Origin of the sequence: Posidoniimonas corsicana (genome assembly GCF_007859765.1) — a bacterium.
In the GTDB taxonomy this organism is placed as follows: domain Bacteria; phylum Planctomycetota; class Planctomycetia; order Pirellulales; family Lacipirellulaceae; genus Posidoniimonas; species Posidoniimonas corsicana.
On the sequence record NZ_SIHJ01000001.1, the window covers coordinates 1,323,697 to 1,338,043 of the forward strand.

Annotated in this window: 14 protein-coding genes; 13 read left to right on the forward strand and 1 reads right to left on the reverse strand. The window is 68.9% G+C overall.

All coding sequences use genetic code 11. The features are described from left to right. The first annotated feature begins 75 nt into the window (after positions 1-75). The 13 genes from KOR34_RS05035 to KOR34_RS05095 all read left to right on the forward strand — a co-directional run bounded on the left by KOR34_RS05035 (position 76) and on the right by KOR34_RS05095 (position 13,674). A complete protein-coding gene (locus KOR34_RS05035) occupies positions 76-834 on the forward strand; it encodes a 50S ribosomal protein L11 methyltransferase (RefSeq protein WP_146562769.1) in 759 nt (252 codons plus the stop codon). A 38-nt stretch (positions 835-872) separates the two neighbouring features. Next, positions 873-1,874 (forward strand): glycosyltransferase family 8 protein, encoded by a 1,002-nt coding sequence (locus tag KOR34_RS05040; protein ID WP_197531155.1) that lies wholly within the window; start codon positions 873-875, stop codon positions 1,872-1,874. A 14-nt stretch (positions 1,875-1,888) separates the two neighbouring features. After that, positions 1,889-2,704 (forward strand): glycosyltransferase, encoded by an 816-nt coding sequence (locus KOR34_RS05045; RefSeq protein WP_146565827.1) that lies wholly within the window; start codon positions 1,889-1,891, stop codon positions 2,702-2,704. A gap of 45 nt (positions 2,705-2,749) precedes the next feature. After that, positions 2,750-3,415, forward strand: coding sequence for a methyltransferase family protein (locus tag KOR34_RS05050; RefSeq protein WP_146562773.1), 666 nt, complete (start codon positions 2,750-2,752; stop codon positions 3,413-3,415). 142 nt (positions 3,416-3,557) lie between these two features. Next, positions 3,558-4,505, forward strand: coding sequence for a peptidylprolyl isomerase (locus KOR34_RS05055; protein ID WP_146562775.1), 948 nt, complete (start codon positions 3,558-3,560; stop codon positions 4,503-4,505). A gap of 498 nt (positions 4,506-5,003) precedes the next feature. Continuing rightward, positions 5,004-6,014, forward strand: a complete 1,011-nt coding sequence (locus tag KOR34_RS05060) for a diacylglycerol/lipid kinase family protein (RefSeq protein ID WP_197531157.1) — start codon at positions 5,004-5,006, stop codon at positions 6,012-6,014. A 48-nt stretch (positions 6,015-6,062) separates the two neighbouring features. Continuing rightward, positions 6,063-6,890, forward strand: coding sequence for a 3-deoxy-8-phosphooctulonate synthase (gene kdsA, locus KOR34_RS05065; RefSeq protein ID WP_146562779.1), 828 nt, complete (start codon positions 6,063-6,065; stop codon positions 6,888-6,890). After that, positions 6,887-9,118: a transglutaminase domain-containing protein gene (locus tag KOR34_RS05070; protein WP_146562781.1), complete on the forward strand. Its 2,232-nt coding sequence runs from the start codon at positions 6,887-6,889 to the stop codon at positions 9,116-9,118. Before kdsA ends, KOR34_RS05070 begins: the two co-directional genes overlap by 4 nt. A 15-nt stretch (positions 9,119-9,133) precedes the next feature. Next, positions 9,134-10,081 (forward strand): bile acid:sodium symporter family protein, encoded by a 948-nt coding sequence (locus KOR34_RS05075; RefSeq protein ID WP_146562783.1) that lies wholly within the window; start codon positions 9,134-9,136, stop codon positions 10,079-10,081. 440 nt (positions 10,082-10,521) lie between these two features. Beyond that, positions 10,522-10,755 (forward strand): 50S ribosomal protein L31, encoded by a 234-nt coding sequence (gene rpmE, locus KOR34_RS05080; protein ID WP_146562784.1) that lies wholly within the window; start codon positions 10,522-10,524, stop codon positions 10,753-10,755. A 60-nt stretch (positions 10,756-10,815) separates the two neighbouring features. Continuing rightward, the gene (gene prfA, locus KOR34_RS05085) at positions 10,816-11,889 is read left to right on the forward strand and encodes a peptide chain release factor 1 (protein WP_146562786.1); all 1,074 of its coding nucleotides are present in this window, start codon (positions 10,816-10,818) and stop codon (positions 11,887-11,889) included. A 127-nt stretch (positions 11,890-12,016) separates the two neighbouring features. Further along, positions 12,017-12,904 (forward strand): peptide chain release factor N(5)-glutamine methyltransferase, encoded by an 888-nt coding sequence (gene prmC / locus KOR34_RS05090; protein ID WP_146562788.1) that lies wholly within the window; start codon positions 12,017-12,019, stop codon positions 12,902-12,904. 5 nt (positions 12,905-12,909) lie between these two features. Continuing rightward, complete coding sequence (locus KOR34_RS05095) at positions 12,910-13,674, forward strand: DUF4261 domain-containing protein (RefSeq protein WP_146562790.1); 765 nt, start codon at positions 12,910-12,912, stop codon at positions 13,672-13,674. 55 nt (positions 13,675-13,729) lie between these two features. On the opposite strand, the gene KOR34_RS05100 is transcribed toward KOR34_RS05095, so the two are convergent. Further along, on the reverse strand, positions 13,730-14,275 hold the full coding sequence (locus KOR34_RS05100; RefSeq protein WP_146562792.1) for a transposase: 546 nt from the start codon (positions 14,273-14,275) through the stop codon (positions 13,730-13,732). Positions 14,276-14,347 lie beyond the last annotated feature (72 nt).

The following is a 14,347-nucleotide window of genomic DNA, read 5'->3' on the forward strand; positions in this document are numbered from 1 at the left end:
CCTTGCGGGCGCCACCACCGACCGATAGAGTCGCCGCCCGCTGTGCGGCACAGTCAGCAACGAAAAGGAGTCGCCGTGCGTCTCTCCTCTGTCATCAAGAACCACGCCACGCCCAGGGCGATCCTGCGGCGGTGGGCGGTCGCGCAGGCGGGCAAGCGGGTGCAGGCCGGGCCGTTCCGCGGCATGCACTACATCGACCAGGCGTTCGGCAGCGCCTACGTGCCCAAGGTGCTGGGGACCTACGAGCGCGAGCTCTACCCCGTGCTGGAGGAGGTGCTTTCCGCCGACTACGACACGCTGATCGACGTCGGCGTGGCCGAGGGGTACTTTGCCGTCGGGATGGCCGGACGCAGCCAGGCCCGTGTGGTGGGCTACGAGTGCGACGCGGCCGCCACCGCGATGGCGAAGGAGCTCGCCCGGCTCAACAACGTCGAGAACCAGATCGAGATGCGCGGCGAGTGCACCCCCGCCGAGCTGGAGGGGCTGATCGCGTCGTCAGCCAAGCCGTTCCTGCTGTGCGACGTCGACGGCTACGAGACCGAGCTGCTCGACCCGCGGCGTGTCGGCTCGCTGACCCGCTGCGCGATGCTGGTGGAGCTTCACGAGTTCGCACGCCCCGGCGTGACGGCCGAGTTTCTCCGCCGCTTCGGCGCCACGCACGATATCGAGATCCTGTGGCAGTCGCCCCGCACCGCCGCGGACTTCCCGTTCGAGGGCGTGCTGACGCGGCTGCTGCCATCGCGGTACCGCCGGCACATGGTCGACGAGCTGCGCCCGTCTGAACAATCGTGGCTGTGGATGACGCCCAAGGCGCCCCAAGCCGCCGCCGCCTAGCCGCGCCGCACCGACCGTCCCACGCCCCGAGAAGCCTGTTGGCCATCCCCATCGTAGTCGCCGCCGACGAGAACTTCGCCGTCGGCGCCGGCGTGGTTATGCAGTCGACGCTCGAGAACACCTCTGCGCGGGTGCACTTCTACCTGTTCCACGACGCGCTCTCCGTTGAGAGCCGGGACCGTTTCCAGCGGATCACGGACGCCGCCGGCAACGCCGAGCTGACGCTGGTCGACGCCGGCCAGGCGCTCGCCCGGCTGCCCAAGCCGCTGCGGGCCGGCGCCTACACCCGGATGACCTACGCCCGGCTGCTAGCGCCCCAGTACGTTGAAGCCGACCGCGCTGTTTACCTGGACGCCGACACGCTGGTGCGCGACGACGTTCAGAAGCTCTTCGACCACGACCTCGGCGGCCACGCCCTGGCCGCGACGCCCGACTACGGCGCCGTGTGGCTGTCGCTGCACAACCGCGTCGAACGCGACTACTTCCGCCGCATCACCGAGGGGCGCGGCGTCGGGTCCTACTTCAACGCCGGCGTGCTGCTGCTCGACCTGGAAGCGCTGCGTCGCGAGGGCCAGATGGACCGCGCCGTAGAGCTGATCGCCAAGGGCCGGGAGCTCCGCTTCGCCGATCAGTGCGCGCTCAACCTCGCGGTGGCGGGCGGTTTCAGCCCGCTCGAGGAACGCTGGAACGTCAACGTCGCGCACCGCGAGCTGCCCGACGACCCGCTGACCGACGCCCCACTGCGGGCCCGGGTCGCGGCGGCGTTCGCCGAACCGGCCGTGGTCCACTACGTGGGCCCCAAACCGTGGTCGCTGTTCCCCACGCACTTCAAGCGGGAGTACGCCGAGGTGCTGCGTCGCACGCCGTGGCGCGACTACCGGCAGCCGCTGGGCAGCCTGAGCTGGAAGACCCAACAAGCCCTCCTCAAGGCCTGGCGCAAGCAGGCCGTGAGCCTCCGAATCGAGAAGAACGAGCTGCGGCTCCGGCTGTTCGGCCGGCCGATCGTTCAGTGGACGCGTCCCACAACCGACGCCGCATGACAGGAGTCAGCGCGATGAAGACCAGCGTCATCCTCAGCACGTACAACCAGCCCGAGTGGCTCACCAAGACCCTCTGGGGCTACGCCAACCAGCAGCGGCGGCCCGACGAGATCATCATCGCCGACGACGGATCGACCGACGCCACCGAGCTGGCCATCGACCACGCCCGCGGCGAGACCGGGCTCAACATCCACCACGTCTGGCACGAGGACGTCGGCTTCCGCAAGACGATCATCCTGAATCGCGCGATCGAAGCGGCGACGGGCGACTACCTGATCTTCTCCGACGGCGACTGCATCCCCCGGCGGGACTTTATCGCCGTGCACGCCGCGCACGCGGCGGCCGGCTCGTTCCTGTCGAGCGGCGCTGTGCGGCTGTCACTCGAGGGGAGCAAAGCGATCACGCAGGCCGATGTCGCGATGGGCCGCTGCTTCACCCGCGACTGGGCCGCCCGGCACGGCGGTGTGAGGTCGGTGCAGCGTCTCAAGCTGCTCGGCCCCGGCTTGCTGCCGACGCTGCTGGACCGCCTGACAACCACCCTGCCAAGCTGGAACGGCAACAACGCGTCGTGCTGGAAGTCCGACGCCGTGGAGGTGGGCGGCTTCGACGAGCGCATGCAGTACGGCGGCGAGGACCGCGAGTTCGGTGAGCGGCTGGTGAACCTGGGCCTGACGCCGATCCAGCTGCGGTACCGCGCGGTCGCGGTGCACCTGGACCACTCGCGGGGCTACGTCGAACCCGACATGGCCGAACGGAACCGGGTGATCCGCGCCACCACGGTCGCTATGCGACGCACCCGCACGGCCCACGGGCTCAAGGCCGCGGCCTAACCCCGCGCGGGTTGTCCCCGTCCCGCTTTGCACTAAGCTGCGGGCATGGTCGACCTGTGGCTCAAGACGCTCGCGCTGGTGGTGGGACTGGCCGCCGCGCTGTTCGGCGGCGCCGGCCGCCTCGCTTGGCCAGCCGGTTGGGCTTTGTTGGGCGTGTACGCCGCGTTCATCGCGCTTACGCTGGCCATCGTCGATTCCGACCTGCTGAAGGAACGCGCCGCCCCCGGTGACGGCTACGACCGCGGCGACGCCCTGCTGGCCACCGCGGGCTTCCTGCTGCTGTACCCGGTCGCGATGGCGGTCGCGGGAATGGATGCGGTCCGCTTCGGGTGGGGCCCGCCGGTCCCGGGCTGGCTGAGCGTCTTGGGCGGCGCCGCGTTCGTGTTGGGGTACTGTCTCGCGCTGTGGGCGATGCGCGCTAATCGGTTCTTCTCGACCTTTGTCCGCATCCAGTCCGACCGCGGGCACACCCTGGTTACGACCGGGCCCTATGCCGCTGTCCGACACCCCGGTTACGCAGGCATGCTGCTGGCCCATTTCGGGATGCCGCTGTTGCTGGGTTCTTGGTGGGCCTTCGTCCCGGTGCTGCTGGGAACCGCGGTATTCGTTGTCCGGGTCCTCCGGGAAGAACGCCTGCTGACGACCAATTTGGAAGGGTACAACCGCTACTGCCGGCGCCACGTGTGGCGTCTGCTGCCGGGCGTGTGGTAGCAGACCGCGAGATCGTGGACGCCTTCGGCGACGGTGGTTAGCATGCAGATACCCCCTATTTTACGGAACTAGCAGGCACACCAAGAGCAGGGCGGCCCTCCGCATCGCGGCTGACGGAGCGCTCGGGCGGAGGTTAGCACGCGTGATTTGTACCCTGGCTCTCTCCAACCAGCGGCGTGGCTTCTTGACCGCATTGGCGGTGGTTCTGGCCCTCGGCGCCCCCAAGGCCGACGCCACGGTCGTGCGGATGAACTTCACGATCGGCGGTGAGGCCTACGGCTCGGCCGACTTCCGCATGTTCGATTCCGCCATGCCGGTCTCGGTGGCGAACTTCCTGAACTACTTCGATCGCTACCCGGGGACCTTCATCCACCGCAACACGCGCAACCCGCTTGGCCAGCCGGACGGCAACTTTGTGGTGCAGGGCGGCGGGTTCGAGTTCGTGCCTCCCAACAGCGCGCCGGCTATCGCAACCGACCCGCCGATTGCCGACGAGCCGGGCGGCGGCGTGCAGGGGATCTCCAACCTGCGGGGCACGCTCTCCAACGCCAAGTCGGGCCCCAACACAGTGACCAGTCAGTGGTTCGTCAACCTGGACAACAACTCGTTCCTCGACAGCCCCGCCCGCTCTGACGGCGGGTTCGCCGCATTCGGCCGGGTGCTGGGAGACGGCATGGTTGTGTTCGACGCCGTCGACCTGCTGCAGAAGCTCGATTTGGACGGCGCCAACAGTTCGACCTTCAACGATGTTCCGGTCGGCGATGTGGACGACCCGCTGGGCACGCTCGTGATCCTCAGCAGCATCGAGGTGCTGGACAACCCCGATGGCGACTACAACTTCGACGGCACGGTCGACTCAGCTGACTATGTGGTGTGGCGGGACACGCTCGGTTCCGAGCTGCTGCTCGAGGCCGACGGCGACGGCAGCGGCGTTGTCGACGCCGCCGACTACCAACTGTGGCGGGACAACTTTGGGGCGACCAGCGGGTCGTTGTCAGCGGGCGGCTCGGCCGCGCCCGAGCCGGCGGCCGCCGCGCTGGTGGGGCTGGGCCTAACGGGATGCCTCACCCGCCGCCGGCACCGCGCATAAAAAAGCGGGCCTCGAATGAGCCGGCTACACACCGACTGGTCGTATCGGTCAGGGGCAATTGACCCGACACGCCAACATCATTCGAGGCCCCGCGGGCCAGCGATTTTCACCGGGCGGCTAGAGCGCCGCCCTGCTGTTGCCTCGATCTAAATGCAGGGGCCGTGCCGATTGCCTACCGGCGGGCTCGGCAATCGCCGGTTCTGAATCGCTAATCGCTTTCCCTGACTCGGGTTAGGGTGAGACAAACCCGCCTTAACTTCGTCCCGGGCGGGCCCTAGAATGGCCGTCCAAAGATGAGACAAGCCGTTTCGTGCGGAGCGAAACGCTGCGTTTGCCGCGTCTTGCCCCAACCGCCGCCGGCCACCGGCTGTCCGCCGTCGAACGGCGCCCGATCCGGCTCAATGTGAGACTTTCGACCTTCCGCGACCTAGCGAACTGCACGCCGGGCCGCAGCTCAGCTGTCTACCGTCTCGCCCAACCGCAGGTCATTTGCACGCCGTGCCAGTCCCGCTCCCCCCCAGCGATGCGCCACCAACCGGCGAGCAATGCGACTCGGCGGCGCCGGAGGCGACGCCGCTGGGCGCTGACCGGCGGCGGGTGCTGCTGCTCGTCAACCGCAAGGCCGGGGCAGGGCGGGGCGCCCGGAAGGTAGCGGAGGCGGAAACGCTGCTCCGCGAGAGCGGGTTGGACCCCTGCCGGCTGCAGACGCCCGACGAGCTGACCGAAGCCGCCGCCGAAGCCATGGCCCAGCAGACCCTGCGGGCGGTCGTGGCGATCGGCGGGGACGGCACCGTCGGCCTCGCGCTCAACCGGACCCCCGCGGGAACTGCGCTGGCCGTGATGCCGGCCGGCACCGAGAACCTGCTCGCCAAGTACCTGGAACAGCGGGCCCGGCCGCGCGAGCTCGTCGACCTGCTGACGGGCGGCGTGGAGGTCCGGCTGGACGCCGGCGAGGCCAACGGGCGGCTGTTCGCCCTGATGATCAGCGTCGGCTTCGACGCGGACGTCGTGCACCGGGTGCACAGGAGCCGCCGCGGCAACATCACCCACCTGGCCTACGCCAAACCCTTCTTCGACGCCCTGCGTATCTACAAGTACCCCAGCCTGCGGGCCGCCTGGCAGGGCCCCGGGGCCGATGCGGCGGGGGGCGCCACGGGTCGGTGGCTGTTCGGCATGAACCTGCCGCGTTACGCTCAGGGGCTGCCGATTTCGCCGGAGGCGTCTGGCACCGATGGGCTGATCGACCTGTGCGTGTTCAAACGCGGGTACGCGTCGTCGGCGGTGTGGTACCTGTGGAACCTGCTCCGCCGCCGCCACCACCGGCTGCCGAGCGTGTCGATCACACCGTGCCGGGAGTTCTCCGTCGAGTCCGATGAAAAAGTTCCTTACCAGCTCGACGGCGACCCGGGCGGGTTCCTGCCGGTCACGGTCCGGTCGATGCCGCAGCGGCTGACTTGCATCGTGCGGCCCGACATCGCCGCGCGGCTTGGTTTTCGGCTGCCGAGTTAGCCGCTTTCAACACGTTTCGCTCTTCGCCCCCAACTCAGCCCGACCCCTGTGCCGAATCACCCCGCCAACGTCGGACCGTATCGCTGCGGAGAGGGGCAGCCGCTGCTGCTGATCGCCGGGCCGTGCGTGCTCCAGAGCGAAGAGCTCGCCCTGCAGATCGCCCAAGGCCTGATGCAGGCGGTCGAGCCGCTGCCGATCAACCTCGTGTTCAAGGCGTCATTCGACAAGGCCAACCGCACGAGCCTCGACGCATACCGCGGGCCGGGCCTCGAGGAGGGGCTGCGTATCCTCCAGTCGATCGGCGAGCAGACCGGCCTGCCCACCACAACCGACCTGCACGAGCCGCACCAGGCGGCCGCGGTCGGCCAGGTGTGCGACCTGCTGCAGGTGCCCGCCTTCCTGGCGCGGCAGACCGACCTCCTGACGGCCGCGGCCGCCACCGGCAAGACTGTGAACGTCAAGAAGGGGCAGTTCATGGCGCCGTGGGACATGGAGCACGTCGTGACGAAGCTGGCCGGCTCGGGCTGCGACAACATCCTGCTGACCGAGCGGGGCACCTTCTTCGGCTACGGCCGCCTGGTCAACGACATGCGGGCCCTGGTGCAGATGCGGCAGCTCGGCGTGCCGGTGGTGTTCGACGCCACCCATAGCGTGCAGGAGCCCGGCGGCTTGGGCGGGGCCACCGGCGGCAACCGCGAGATGGTCGAGCCGCTCGCCTGCGCGGCGGCCGCGCTCGGCGTCGACGCGCTGTTCCTCGAGACCCACCCCGACCCCGACCAGTCCCCGAGCGACGGCGCCAACATGGTCCCGCTCGCCGACCTCCCCCGGCTGCTCCGCCGCATCACGACGATCCGCGAGGCGGCCCTGCACTCATGAATCGATCCGCCTACGCGCCGTTTCTGAACCTCGCCGTCCTGCTGGCCCTCGCCGGCACGCTGCTGGCGCCCGCCGGGTGCCGCCAGCGCCAGGAGTCGCGCTACTCCGCCGGTTCGGGGGGGATGGGGTCCGCCAAAGAGGCGGCCGCCATGCTGGAGTCGGACTTCGTCAAGCTAGACAACCTGCCGGACAGCATCCCGCTGGAGCTCAGCCCCCCGACGGTGCTGCTCGACTCGCGGTTCAGCTCCGACGGGAAGGATGTCGAGGTGACGGTTTCGCGTCCCGAAGGGATCGCCGGCGCGCCGTGGAACACGCTGGAGATCGTCAGCGGCAACGCCAACTTCCGCGACCTGGGCGTGCGACCGAACGACATCATCAAGCTGTACATGTTCCCCGACAGCGAGACCCGCGACCGCCAGAACGCGACCGGCGAGGTCGACCCGCAGATGGTCACCCACGAGGCGACCGACCTGCTTGTCGCCCAAGTCCTGGACGACCTCAAGCTGCAGGTGATTGATGGCATCCGCCCACCGGGCAACCTATCGATCCGGGTGCCGGAGGAGCTCTACGCCGAGACCTTCGGCCTGCGCATCGACCAGCTCGACGACCTCCGCGCCCAGGGCAAGGTCGACGCGTTCGGCGTCAACATCCCCGCCGAGAACGTCGCGTTGGACCAGCTCCACAACCTGGTTCCTACGATCGCGTGGCCGCCGCGGATTGAGATCTGGCGCAACAAGGACGCCAAGATGCAGGCCATCACCCGCGCCCTCGGCAGGTACGCGCGGAACGGCGAGCCTGCGCTCGGCTGGGAGCCGACGCCCGACGCCGATGAGCTCGCGAGGCTGACCGAGAGCTTCAACCGCTGGCTCCGCTCCCGCAAGCAAACCAATCCGGTCGACCCGCCGGAGCTGCTGGCGTCGCTGCCGGCCGAGCTGCGGGAGAAAGCCCCGGTAGCCGACTACATCAGCCCCGACGCCCTCAACCGCGACACCTTCGCCGTCCACGAGGGGCGGCTGATCCAGCAGGCCTCTTGGGCCCGCGACATCGCCGCCTGGAACGCGGGCGACGCGTTCGACCCGCTGCCGCGGGCCGAGCGTCTGTTCGACTGGGTGGTCCGCAACGTGACCCTCTCGAACAGCCCCCGCCTGCGGAACCACCGCCCGTGGCAGACGCTTGTCTTCGGCCGCGGCAACGCGGCGAAGCGGTCGTGGCTGTTCGCCATGCTGTGCCGCCAGCAGCGGATACCGTGCTGCGTGATCACGCTGCCGGCCGGCGACCAGGGCGGGGGCGACTGGCTGTGGTGCGGCATCGTCGACCACGACCAGCTCTACCTGTTCGACCCGCAGCTCGGCCTGCCGCTGCCGGGCCCCGACGGCAAGGTGCTAACGTTCGCCCAGGCGCAGGCCGACCCCGGGCTGCTCGATTCGTTGAGCCGCCCCGACCTCTCCTACCCGGTCGACGCGGACAGCCTGGCCAACGCCGAGTTCGCCGTTGTGGCCGAACCCCTCTCGCTCAGCAGCCGTGCCCAGCAGCTCCAGCAGCAGCAGAGCGGCAGCTCCGCCATTGTGCTGACGGTCGACGCCGACGAGGCCGCCAAGCTGCTGGAGCAGGCCCCCGGCGTGTCGGACGTTGTGCTCTGGCGCCACCCGTTCGAGAACCTCCGCCGCGAGCTGGTGCTGGGCGCGGCATCGAACGCGGCCGCCGAAACCGCCCGCAACGCCGCAGCGCTCGACCTGCGGCCCTTCGCCTGGTCGCCGCGGCTGTGGCAGGCCCGCCTGCTCTACTTCCGCGGCATGCTCGAAACCGAACGCGAGGCGAAGAAGAAGGGCGTGCTGCACGACCCGATCAACGACCACCGGGCCGCCGCCCAGCTCTACCTCCACCCGCGGGTCCGCCCCTCGGAGAAGACCCTCAGCCAGGCGGTTCCGAACACCGAGCGGCTGCAGATCTACCACCGCACCAAGGCGGACGCCACGCTGTGGCTCGCGGAGCTCAAGAACGAGGAGGGCGAGCACGCCCAGGCGCTGCAGTGGTTCGACCGGGTGGACGTCGACGACCCGGAGAACGACCACCTGCGTGATGCGGTGCGCTACGGCAAGGCCCGCGCGCTGGAGGGCCTCGGCCGCAACGAGGAGGCAGCCGAGCTCTACCGCGGCGACGACTCGCCGCAGCGGCTGGGCAACCTGATCCGGGCCGACCGGCTCGCCGCCGACGCGAACCAGCCGTAGCCCCCGGGATCCTGCATGCGGCGTTTCCTCGCAGAGCGGTGGTTCCTGGTCGTGCTGATGGCGTCGCTGATTGGCGGGCTGGCGTTCAGCCCGCAGCTGGCGGCGATCCCACGCTACTCGCCCAAGCTGGGCGTGATCGCGGTGGTGATGCTCGCCACGTCGCTCGCCACCAACTTCGCGCTAGCGTTGCGGGCCCGCGACAGCTGGTCCGCGGTGGCCCTGGCGCTGTTGGTAAACGCCGGCGCCGCGCCGCCGCTGGGGTGGCTGATGGGGCGGCCGCTCCCCCCGCTGATGGCCGAAGGGCTGGCGGTTGCCATGTGCGTGCCGTGCACCATCGCCGCGGCCATCGTCTGGACCCGCCGGGGCGGGGGCAACGACGCCGCCGCCGCGCTGACCAGCATGATCTCCAACTTCTCCTGCTTCCTCGTGCTGCCGCTCTGGACCGGCCTGCTGCTGGGCGCCACGGTCGACACCAAGCCCGGCGAACTGATGGTCAAGCTGCTGCTTGGCATCGCCGCGCCTATGCTGCTGGGTCAGGTGCTGCGGCTGGCGCGGCCGGTCGGGCGATGGGCGGACGACAAAAAGGCTGCGCTCAGCCTGGTGGCGCAGTGGGGCGTGCTGCTGATGGCGCTGCTGGGCGCCATCGAAGCCGGCAACGCCATCCTGGCCAGCGAGTTCCGGCCGTCGGCGGCCGATTGGCTGCTGATGGCAGCGGTGATCATCGTGCTGCACCTGGCGCTGCTCGCCATCGCCGCGGCCGCGGCCCGGCTCGCGGGCATCGGCCCGGCCGACGCGCTGGCGGTGATCGTCGCCGGCAGCCAGAAGTCGATGGCGGTGGGCGTGGGGGTGGCGCTCCAGTTCGGCCCGATGACCATCTTCCCGCTGATCACCTACCACTTTGTGCAGTTGCTGATCGACACGCTGGTGGTCGACCGGCACCGCCGCCGGCACGCCGACGCTTAGCGGACCGCATCGGTCCGGTTTCCTGCAGTTCGAGGCAGAAACCGACCACCCCGACGGGTAGAATTAGTGGGTGCGGACGGTCGCCGGCCGGAAGCACGGCTGAGTTGGGTCCCGACTTTTGCCCCTATCGGGTGCACAGGAGGGACAAAAGTCTCTGGTCGTGATCTTCCCCGTATGCTGCAAACCCTTGTGTGAGAAAGACTAACGCTCATCGAGGGACGGATGATGTGCCGACTTTTGTCCCTAAGGATCGAGTTGGCGTATGAGGGACAAAAGTCGCTCCGGCGGCGGGCGCCGACCGAGGGCCGCCCCGCCCGGCCGGGCTTGAGCCCCGGTCATGGCGCCGGTATTCTTAAAGATTCTCCGGTCCCCACGGACATCCACCGGGCCTGCCGCCCGGGATCAGATCTACCAGGTTCAGCCAGACCAAGGCGAGCACGATGAAAGACGGCATCCACCCCAACTACCAGGAAACGGAAGTCCACTGCGGTTGTGGCAACACCTTCACCACGCGGAGCATCCGCAACGAGCTGAAGGTCGACATCTGCAGCGCCTGCCACCCGTTCTTCACCGGCAAGGTCAAGTTTGTGGACACCGCGGGCCGGATCGACAAGTTCAAGAAGAAGTTTGCCGGCGCCAATTACGGCAGCCTCGGCAAGAAGGGGAAGAAGTAGCTGGCGGCCGGCGGCTCACGTCCCTGCCCCTGCCACCCTGCCTTCCCCCCTTCCTGAACCATGCGCGAACTACTCGACTCTAAACTCGCGCGCTTCGAACAGCTTGAGCAGGACATGCTCGACCCGGCCGTGCAGGCCGATTCGAACCGCATGTCGGCGGTGGCGCGCGAACACGGCTCGCTCGCCAAGCTGGCCGGCAAGTACCGGCACTTCAAGGACGTCGCCCGCCAGATCACCGAGGCCCGCGAGATGGCCGACGGCGACGACGCCGACATGCGCGAGCTGGCCGAGGCCGAGCTGCCCGAGCTGATCAAAGAGCGCGAGTCCGTGTGGGACGAGCTGCTGGGCATGACCATCGGCGGCGAGGACGCCAACCGCGCCCGCTGCATCATGGAGATCCGCGCCGGCACCGGCGGCGACGAGGCCGCCCTCTTCGCCCGCGACCTGTACGAGATGTACAAGCGTCACGCCGAGGCGAAGGGCTGGAAGTTGGAGATCATGGACGCCAGCGCCACCGAGCTGGGCGGCTTCAAGGAGATCAGCCTGTCGCTCGAGGGCGAGGGCGTGTTCCGCGAGCTGATGTACGAGTCGGGCGGGCACCGCGTGCAACGCGTGCCCGAGACCGAAACCCAGGGCCGCGTGCACACCTCGGCCGCCACGGTGGCCGTGATGGCCGAGCCGGAAGAGGTGGAGATCGAGCTGAAGCCCGAGGACTACCGCCTGGACAAGTTCTGCGCCAGCGGCCCCGGCGGCCAGCACGTCAACAAGACCGAATCCGCCGTGCGGCTCACGCACCTCGAGACCGGCATCGTCGTGCAGTGCCAGGACGAGAAGTCCCAGCACAAGAACCTGGCCAAGGCGCTCCGCGTGCTGAAGAGCCGGCTGTACGACCACCGCAAGCAAGAAGAAGACAAGAAACGCTCCGACGAGCGCAAGAGCCTGGTCGGCTCCGGCGACCGCAGCCAGCGGATCCGCACCTACAACTTCCCCCAGAACCGGCTGACCGACCACCGCATCGGCCTGACCATCCACAAGCTGGACCAGATCATCGCCGGCGACCTGCAGCCGGTCACCGACGGCCTGATCGACTACGAACGCCAGCAGCAGCGCGACCAGATGGAGGGGCTGGACTGATTGCGAGCATGTTTCCCTCCCCCTTTGGGGGAGGGTTAGGGTGGGGGTGAAGCGGGTACCGGGGCGCCCCCACCCCGGCCCTCCCCCAAAGGGGGAGGGAGAAGCCCTACGCAATCAACAATCCGCAATGACTGACTCCGCCCCCTGGACCATCGGCCGGCTGCTGAGCTGGACCACCGACCACTTCGCCAAGGTCGAGTCGGACTCCGCCCGGCTGGACGCCGAGGTGCTGCTGGCGCACTCGCTGGGCCGCGAGCGGATCATGCTCTACGCGGCCTTCGACGAGGTCCCCCCGGCCAACATTCGCGACAAGTTCAAGGCGTTGGTGAAGCGCCGCGGCGAGGGCGAGCCGGTCGCGTACCTGGTGGGCAGCCGCGAGTTCTACTCGCTGCCGTTCGAGGTCACGCCGGACGTGCTCATCCCGCGGCCCGAGACCGAGCTGATCGTCGTGGCGCTGACCGACCGGGTGAAGGCGCGCCCCGCCGCCGACGCCCGGCTCAAGATCGCCGACATCGGGACCGGCAGCGGCGTGCTGGCCGTGTGCGCGGCCAAGTACGTCCCGAACGCAGACATCCTGGCCACCGACGTCAGCCCCGCGGCGCTCGCGGTCGCCAAGCGGAACGCCCAGCGGCACAAGGTGGACGACCGGGTCTATTTTGTGGAGGCGGACCTGCTGCCCGCCAACAAGCCCGACATGCGGCTGGACTACATCGTCAGCAACCCGCCGTACATCACCTCGGAGGAGATGACCGAGCTGGACAAGGATGTCCGCGACTTCGAGCCGCACCTGGCGCTTGACGGCGGACCCCAGGGCACGGACGTCATCGAGCGGCTGCTGCCGGCCGCCGCCCACCACCTGAAGCCCGGCGGGTCGCTGCTGATGGAGATCAGCCCGATGATTGCGCCGCGGGTGGAGCAACTCATTGACCAGACCCCAGGCCTAGAGCGTCGGCCGACCATCCGCGACCTCGCCGGTCACGCGCGGGTGGTCGAGGCGGCCCGCAGCAACGACTGACCGCCATGCACCCAGGATCCCCTTGGCTCGCCCTCCTGCCCCTCGACGCGGAGCGTCTGCCCGACCTGGAGCAGGTCGGCGCGCTGCTGGCCGAGCGTTTCTCGGAAGCCGCGCCGCCCGAGGCGACCAGCGTCACCGACCGCGGGGTCACCTTCCGCTGGGGCTCGATCAACGGCAACTACACGCTGGTGGACCGCCCCATCCCCTGGGAGCGGCTCGAGGGACCGTGCGCCACCGCCTGGTACTGGCCCGAAGCCGCGCCGGCGCTGCGGGGGCACTCGTCCCACCTGTTCCTGACGCTGGTCGACGATGAGAAGAAGCCGATCCACACCGCCACCCGGATGACGCGTCTGGCGGCCGCGCTCGCGCTGGCCGCGGACGCCACTGGCATCGTATGGGGCCCCAGCGGCATGGTGCACCGCCCCGAGGATTTCGCCGGCCTGGCGGCCACCATCACGCCGCAGGACCTGCCGCTGCACCTGTGGATCGACTTCCGCGTCACGCAGCACGAGGACTCCGACGCGCTGGCGCTCTTCACCACCGGGCTGGAGTCGCTGGGCCACCGCGAGTTTGAGGTGCCGTTCTACGCCGGCGAGGCCCAGCACCTGGCCGGCACGGCCTACAACGTAGCGCACTACGTGCTCGAGAAAGGCCCCATCCTCAAGGACGGCGAGGCCGTCGGTCTGCCGGACGGCGGCCAGGTAAACGTGAACCTGGGCCCATCGATGATCGACCCCGATCAGGAAGTCGTGCAGCTGACGTTTGAATAGAGTCAGACCAAGAGCCGCGAGCGTAAGCTCGCGGAGCAGCACCACACGCACTCCGCTACTCTTCTTCCAATCGCCAAGTCACACGCGGCATGTACTGCCGGCAGGTGACATAATTCACCGCACCAAAAACCGCTCGCTCATTGGGCAGCAGCCGCTTGGATCCCCCTTCGGTCCACCACCGCTTTGCAACTCCGCCGTTGAGTTCCGCGTTCAGCCCCCGGCTGCCGTACGCTTTGAAGTCGCGCAGTACATCAGACGGACTCGAATCCGCGCCGCCACACACCCAGTGCACGTGGTCCCTCATGATCGAGAACGCCAACAACCGCCACCCTCGATGCTCAGCGGTTTCGCAGAACCGACCGGCCAAGTTTTTCGCATGCTGCAGCGAGAACGCTACCGGCTTGTGCTTGAGCGCCGCACCGGCAGAGCGGTACAACCCCGGCATGTACGGTTCGTAGGGGTCGCCGTGTCGGTCGTGCTCGACCCGGCGTCGCGTGTTAGGGTCGCCGGCACGGTAGTCCCGGACGGATGTAACGCTGCCCCGGGGATCACCGGGGAGCCACGAGCCGTAGGTGGTGCTGGTTAGGAGCCAGAAACGCATGTCGGAGAGCCGGTCGGCAGGAAAGAAAGCGCACACGCGTACACTATCCGTAGTCTAACCCGGCTGCAAGCA

Coding starts and splice junctions, on each gene's coding strand:
- KOR34_RS05045 (WP_146565827.1), top strand. CDS start 1,889: ATGAAGACCAGCGTCATCCTCAGCACGTACAACCAGCCCGAGTGGCTC.
- KOR34_RS05050 (WP_146562773.1), top strand. CDS start 2,750: ATGGTCGACCTGTGGCTCAAGACGCTCGCGCTGGTGGTGGGACTGGCC.
- KOR34_RS05070 (WP_146562781.1), top strand. CDS start 6,887: ATGAATCGATCCGCCTACGCGCCGTTTCTGAACCTCGCCGTCCTGCTG.
- KOR34_RS05075 (WP_146562783.1), top strand. CDS start 9,134: ATGCGGCGTTTCCTCGCAGAGCGGTGGTTCCTGGTCGTGCTGATGGCG.
- rpmE (WP_146562784.1), top strand. CDS start 10,522: ATGAAAGACGGCATCCACCCCAACTACCAGGAAACGGAAGTCCACTGC.
- prfA (WP_146562786.1), top strand. CDS start 10,816: ATGCGCGAACTACTCGACTCTAAACTCGCGCGCTTCGAACAGCTTGAG.
- prmC (WP_146562788.1), top strand. CDS start 12,017: ATGACTGACTCCGCCCCCTGGACCATCGGCCGGCTGCTGAGCTGGACC.
- KOR34_RS05095 (WP_146562790.1), top strand. CDS start 12,910: ATGCACCCAGGATCCCCTTGGCTCGCCCTCCTGCCCCTCGACGCGGAG.
- KOR34_RS05100 (WP_146562792.1), bottom strand. CDS start 14,275: ATGCGTTTCTGGCTCCTAACCAGCACCACCTACGGCTCGTGGCTCCCC.